Raw genomic sequence first — 5,548 nt, 5'->3', positions numbered from 1 at the left:
CCTCCACAACATCTGGAGCGGGAATTTCTCTTCCGATGGTCAACATACCGTTAAACGCAGAAATTTGCGACAGGCCCGTTTTGGGCACGTATGATTTCGCGGTTTTGTGCGGCGCATCTTGGCAAGTTGAGATGGCGTCACATTTTTCCAAGCGCCGCAGGCTCATTCCGCACGTTAACTTACCAATATATTCGCACCCATCGGCGTGCGCGCATAAAGATCAATAACGTCCTGATTGAGCATGCGAATACAGCCTGACGAAATCTCTCTCCCAATGCTCCACCACTCCGGCGTTCCGTGAACGCGATTGAGTGTATCCAGGGCTCCCTTATAGATGTACAGCGCCCGGGCACCCAATGGGTTCTCGACCCCCCCCTCCTTGCCACTGCTATACACGGACAACCCTGGGTCGCGCGCTTTCATCTCGGCCGTCGGCGTCCAGCGGGGCCAAGACGTCTTGCGACCAATGACACCCGCCCCTGACCACGCGAACCCATCTGCGCCAATCCCGACACCGTATCTAATGGCAGTACCGTCACCGCGACTAAAATAAAGATGATATTCTTCCAGGCGAACGACAATCGTCCCGGCCTGGGCCGCGGTTGGATCCACAACTATCTGGCGGTGAAGATCCGGCCTAAGCTTTTGGTAATTGACGGCCGGAAGGACAATATCCCGATCGCTTGTTGCTCCGTAGATTTCCTGCGGATTGAAATCCAAGATTGCAGGTCCACTTGGCACGGGGGGCTGAGAAGGCTTTGTGTCTTGTTGTTTCACGCGGAAACATCCAGACGCCATCAGCGCGGGCGCGCCTAAGATGAATGCGCGCCTTGCAAGGAGACAAGGATCTCGGCTTTTCCCTGGTTGGTGCGGCCATCCCGCTTTACTGCTGCAAGGATCTTTTTCCATGATCAGTACTTACCAACGAGATTTACGAAAACGCCTTGGTCATTGAGGGTCAGATCGCGAAGGTCATCGCTGAAATCACCGAAGTTGTATCCGGCTCCCAATTTAAAGCTGTCGCCAATATGGCGATAACCAGACACCAGAAATCCGAAATCGCTTGTGCCGGCGCTGGGAGAATCCAGCAATCGCCCTTCGAGAAGAACGTCCCATTTGCTGATGATATGGAAGTCCGCCCGCGCCGCGAGCAATTGAGAGAACGAATCATTCCATTCCGACGATGCTTCCTCCCGATCCCTGACGTCCCCAATACGGAAACCGTATTTTCCACCGATGGTAACCCAGGGCAACAGGTCGTAGCTGGTATCTGCTGACAGGATATGGCTGCGCTGATCAACACCCAGTTCTGTTCCACTCGCGGCGTTCACCTGATTATTTCCGGGTAAATCCGCAAGGTAAGTGTATTTGAAAAGCGAATTCCATCGATCATTGTCAATCGGCCGATAAGCAAAGCCCAATGATGCTTCGAGGTAGTGCCCATTCCAGAAAGAGCCAGAGGTTCCACTCGAGACCACCCCGTCGAGACCAGCGAGGATTCTCCAATTGGGCTCCGCATTCCAGGACAATGCGGTAGATAGCAGATAAGTGTTCAGATCACGTGTGGCGTCATCGGAATCTTCGAACCGCGCCTCACCTCGGATTCGGCCGCGTGTGTTTGTGTCCGGGTCGTGATAGGTTGTGCCGAATGCGCCTGCATTGCGTTCAAAGTCAGAACGTTCCTTCCCGGTTTTGCTGTCAATCGTGTCGTCCTGCACCAACCCCGTTTCGAAGTTGGTGCTGATGGTCCATAGATCATCTGGAGTGTAAGTTACGCCGTAGGTTTGCGCCAGAGACATGCGCCGACCAAACATATCGTAGTTGCTTTCGGCATAAGCCGTCGCCTGTTCGTTGATTTTTCGTCGCGTGCCGCCCACGATCGTGCCGGAATCGGTCCCGTCGAGATCGTCGTCACGGCTCAAGTCGTGCGATCGATCAGGATCAAGACGATAGCCGATATAGTAACTGTCATCCACCGTCGGGTCGTAACTGACCGTCGCTGCGGCGCCTGGCCCGTGTGTCCCGTAGGAGGCTTCACCGGAAATTCCAACCTTCTCGGTCAGTCGATAGTTCGTACCGAGGCCCACCCTGTCATTGCGGTCAATATCGCCGGACTGAGCCACCGTGCCCTGGACAAAGCCGTAGTAGGAGTGGTCATCATCGGATTTGTAGTCCAAGCGCAGTCCAGAATCCAAGCGTCTACCGTCATAGCCGGACTTGCCTGCAGCGGTAGCGCGCAGTGAATGCAAATTCGTGTAAGAGGCTCCTAATGTGACCTTCTTGCTATTGTCTATCTGCCAGCTTGTCGAAACCTCACTATTGCGCTTCACCTGTCCTTCGCCGTCAGCCAGGTCCCGGTGCCTCACATTGAGATTGACACTATCACTCAATTCAAGAGTGCCATGCGCACCCCAGATCCTTTTGTCCACGGAGGCTTGTCTGCCTGCGGCCGAGAAGCCTCCCTGCTTTTCCTCATAAAAGCCATCTATGCTGCCGCGAAGCCCTCCCAGATTGAGGTCTGCGAGATCGACTTTGCCTTTGACCCGCCAGGCATTGGCAGAGTTGCCACCCACTGGATCTTCATCCGACATGGTGATCCCCCCGTCGGCCGAGCGAGTGACGCCAAATCCTAGTCCTTTCGAATTTCCGATCTCACCCTCGATGAAGCTCTTGGTCGTCAATTTCAGCTTGAAATCGGCACCGAGGACCATTTGATCTGCGGTCTCCGTTTTTTCACCGAGGTGGGAGAAACCAAGCCTCAGGCTGTCGCTAACCCAATGCTGGATCCGTCCTCCGTGAACATATCCGTCAATGTCTTCGAGAAGGGGCGCATATTCGTATTCAACGATAAGATAGACTCTGTTTGCACCATCGCGCACAGCGGTCGGTGCGAACGTCAACGAGGATAGAGGTTTCTTCAAGATCACGACTCCCTGCAGGTAGTCGATCGAGTAATCCTCCCCTTCGATCAAGGTCACACGCTGACCAGACTCATTCGTCATACTGTCGCGGATTTCCACCGTCAGTGTTTCTGATCCCAATGTTACGTCTTGGTGTTTCAGGAAATAGACGGACCCGCCGGTCGCCAAAAATTCGTCGCGTTGCGGCAGGGTCTCTGGCAGTGCCGCATAGGCAACCGCCTCCGTGCGATGTTCACCGGCGGAAGTTACGCCTGGCGACAAATAGACCGCGTTGGCGCCATACAGTCCACGATTGGAGCGCATGAATTCCGTACCCGAGATCCTGGTCTTGTAGTTGCCCCACATGACGTGACTATCACCGCGGTCGAGCCGGACATAAAATTTACCGCTGGTCGGTGCGTCCTCGAGTATGACGGAATCGTCTCCGTACACCGGATAATAATCGTCGGGATCGATCCTGCGAAGCAACTGCTTTGGATCTTTGGCGTCGAGACCCCGGAACACGTTTTTGATATCGTCCTCACCTGTGTCTGCTGCGGCCGTGAGCAGATATTTTCCCCTGATTTTCCCCTTCAGGTAAAAAGCGGCGCGTCCCTTGGTATAAACCCGGTCGTATTCACCGTCCCGGACTGTTTCGATCGCCTGGCCGCCGAAGCGCCGGCCGACAGTCAGATCCGCGAGTGCTATATAGAACCAATCATTGTCGGGGATGTTGATCGCACGATTGAAATTCAATCCACCACTCTTCGACACCCCTTTTACCGCAATGTCGATCTGGTGATCCCCCGGAGGAAGAATGCGCTGGATGACAAATGTGCGATTCTGATCCACGGGGACGCGTTCATGAAAGACTTCCGGATGGTAGCCGGGCGGCACATTCCGACCGAATACCGTTACCGCGCCACCAAAGACCGGAATGTTTTGCACGGCTGTACGGTCTTCGGCAGCGCCTGGGGAGACCGCTTCTGTTCCTAGTTTAGGTTTGATTTCCCTGGTTGTCCGTTTGATCACCAATGGTTTGGTTTCATCAAACCTGCCTTTTTCATCGAAAACCCTCAAGACATAACTATAATCATCATCTTCACCATCGGGCATGATCCAAGTCGCGTTGTTGTTCACGGCGATCGGCAGGGTCGTGACAGGAGTATCAGTCGAATATCGATCAGATTTCGAAATTCGAACTTCCGCGCGCTTGATGAATGCGGGATAATTCGATGTCGCCAGAAACGTAACTGGTTCTCCCCCGCGATAAGTGAGCCTGATCGGCATGGTGGAGACATTGAGAAGCGTGCGCTGTTCAAGACCATCGAATTTCACTTGAATATCGACAGCGTGTAGATCGGCGTCAGTTTTGCGTGACTGGTCCACCACCGAACTTGCGGTTGAGGACGAAAGGGTATTTCGCTCCGGCACGCCGCTCTCGTCAACGACTTGCCCATCGACACTGATTGAAAACGGTATCTTTTCCGGCGTGGCTTCGGAGACCTTCGCGGCAGTCGCTACCGAAGCCTCCCCTCCCGCAGCCTTGGATACCTGGGGGAAAGCAGAATCCGCGGCAAGGGACGATGAGGCTATTGTCGCGATGAAGACCACCGCCTGACGCAGGGCGTCAGTCGCGGAGCTCGATTCCCGAAGGGCATTTTTAGGGGTCATCAGTTTCATTGAACGATCTCCACGCGTGTTTCTATTTCGAGCCGGTAATGACTGCCCTCTTCAATCCATAGGTCATTGATTTTACGTTTTATTTCCTCGACGCGACGTGCGATCAAGTCGCCATCGGCTCGGGCATCGAGATAGATTAGGCGCAAGGTGGACTGCTCTTTGCCAAGAATGTTGATCAAGGTACCCAGAGCCTCGGCCCAGTAAGGGGTCAACTCGATGCTGTCGGGCTGGAAAGCCTCATCCGAAACAGCAAGGGTCACGACACGCCCGATCGAGGCCCCGAAATTGAGTTTTGTCATCATTCCGCTCGTGAGCCGCACCACTCGAGGGTTTTCACTGGTCAGCGAGTAACCCGTCGGCAGCGTCCGCGTATCTAGCTTCAGGATGAAGTTCGAACCAATACGAGGATCGGGAGTTTCGGCGCAAGGGATGTGGTAGCGCCCGTAGCTATCCGTCGTAATCAACAACCCGGTAACGGTTGCCAATCGAACGCCCGCCAAACCGATCTCGCCGTCATCCTGATACCCGTCACGGTTCGCATCATCAAAAACCTTACCGATGACTTCACTGCAGTCGAAAACGGCATCGTTGAGCACCACGACATCTGCAACTGCGTCCGGACCAACTGCTTGCCCTGCGCCATCCAAAGCATTTGCGAAATTTCGGTGCCGACCTGCCTCGACAGAACTCAAAATGAGAAGGCTGAGTTTGACTTCAATGGTTCTTCCTGCAGGTACGGAAACACTCTCAAAAGAGAAGAGTCTCCCTGAAATCGTCGGATCCCGCTTGACGCCATCAACCGAGCCGGAACTTGGCACGTATCTGAATCCCGAGGGGACAAGATCCGTGATTGTCACGACTGGATTGCCTAGAGCGGCATTGTTGGTTACCAGAATCGTATACGGAACTTGATCGCCCCGACTGGACTTGTTGCAAACCAGCTTGTTTGACGACTGTAAAATCGC

The 5,548-nt window shown here is 54.1% G+C and carries 3 protein-coding genes; all 3 read right to left on the bottom strand.

All coding sequences use genetic code 11. The features are described 5' to 3' along the window. Positions 1–174: 174 nt before the first annotated feature. Positions 175–720 (bottom strand): L,D-transpeptidase, encoded by a 546-nt coding sequence (locus PDO_RS09435; protein WP_244426402.1) that lies wholly within the window; start codon positions 718–720, stop codon positions 175–177. Between the two features lie 191 nt (positions 721–911). After that, entirely contained in the window at positions 912–4,583 is a 3,672-nt protein-coding gene (locus tag PDO_RS09430) for a hypothetical protein (RefSeq protein ID WP_007600857.1), read from the bottom strand. Continuing rightward, the coding region (locus tag PDO_RS09425; protein WP_007600856.1) for a DUF11 domain-containing protein at positions 4,580–5,548 on the bottom strand (969 nt) is incomplete at its 5' end. The genes PDO_RS09425 and PDO_RS09430, both read right to left, overlap by 4 nt.

Source organism: Rhizobium sp. PDO1-076, from assembly GCF_000247475.1.
In the GTDB taxonomy this organism is placed as follows: domain Bacteria; phylum Pseudomonadota; class Alphaproteobacteria; order Rhizobiales; family Rhizobiaceae; genus Allorhizobium.
Note: the sequence above shows the minus strand (reverse complement) of the source record. Positions and strands in the feature narration are given on the sequence as shown.

Bases quoted from the DNA above. Each gene is read 5' to 3' on its own strand.
- PDO_RS09430 (WP_007600857.1), bottom strand. From the start codon at position 4,583: ATGAAACTGATGACCCCTAAAAATGCCCTTCGGGAATCGAGCTCCGCG.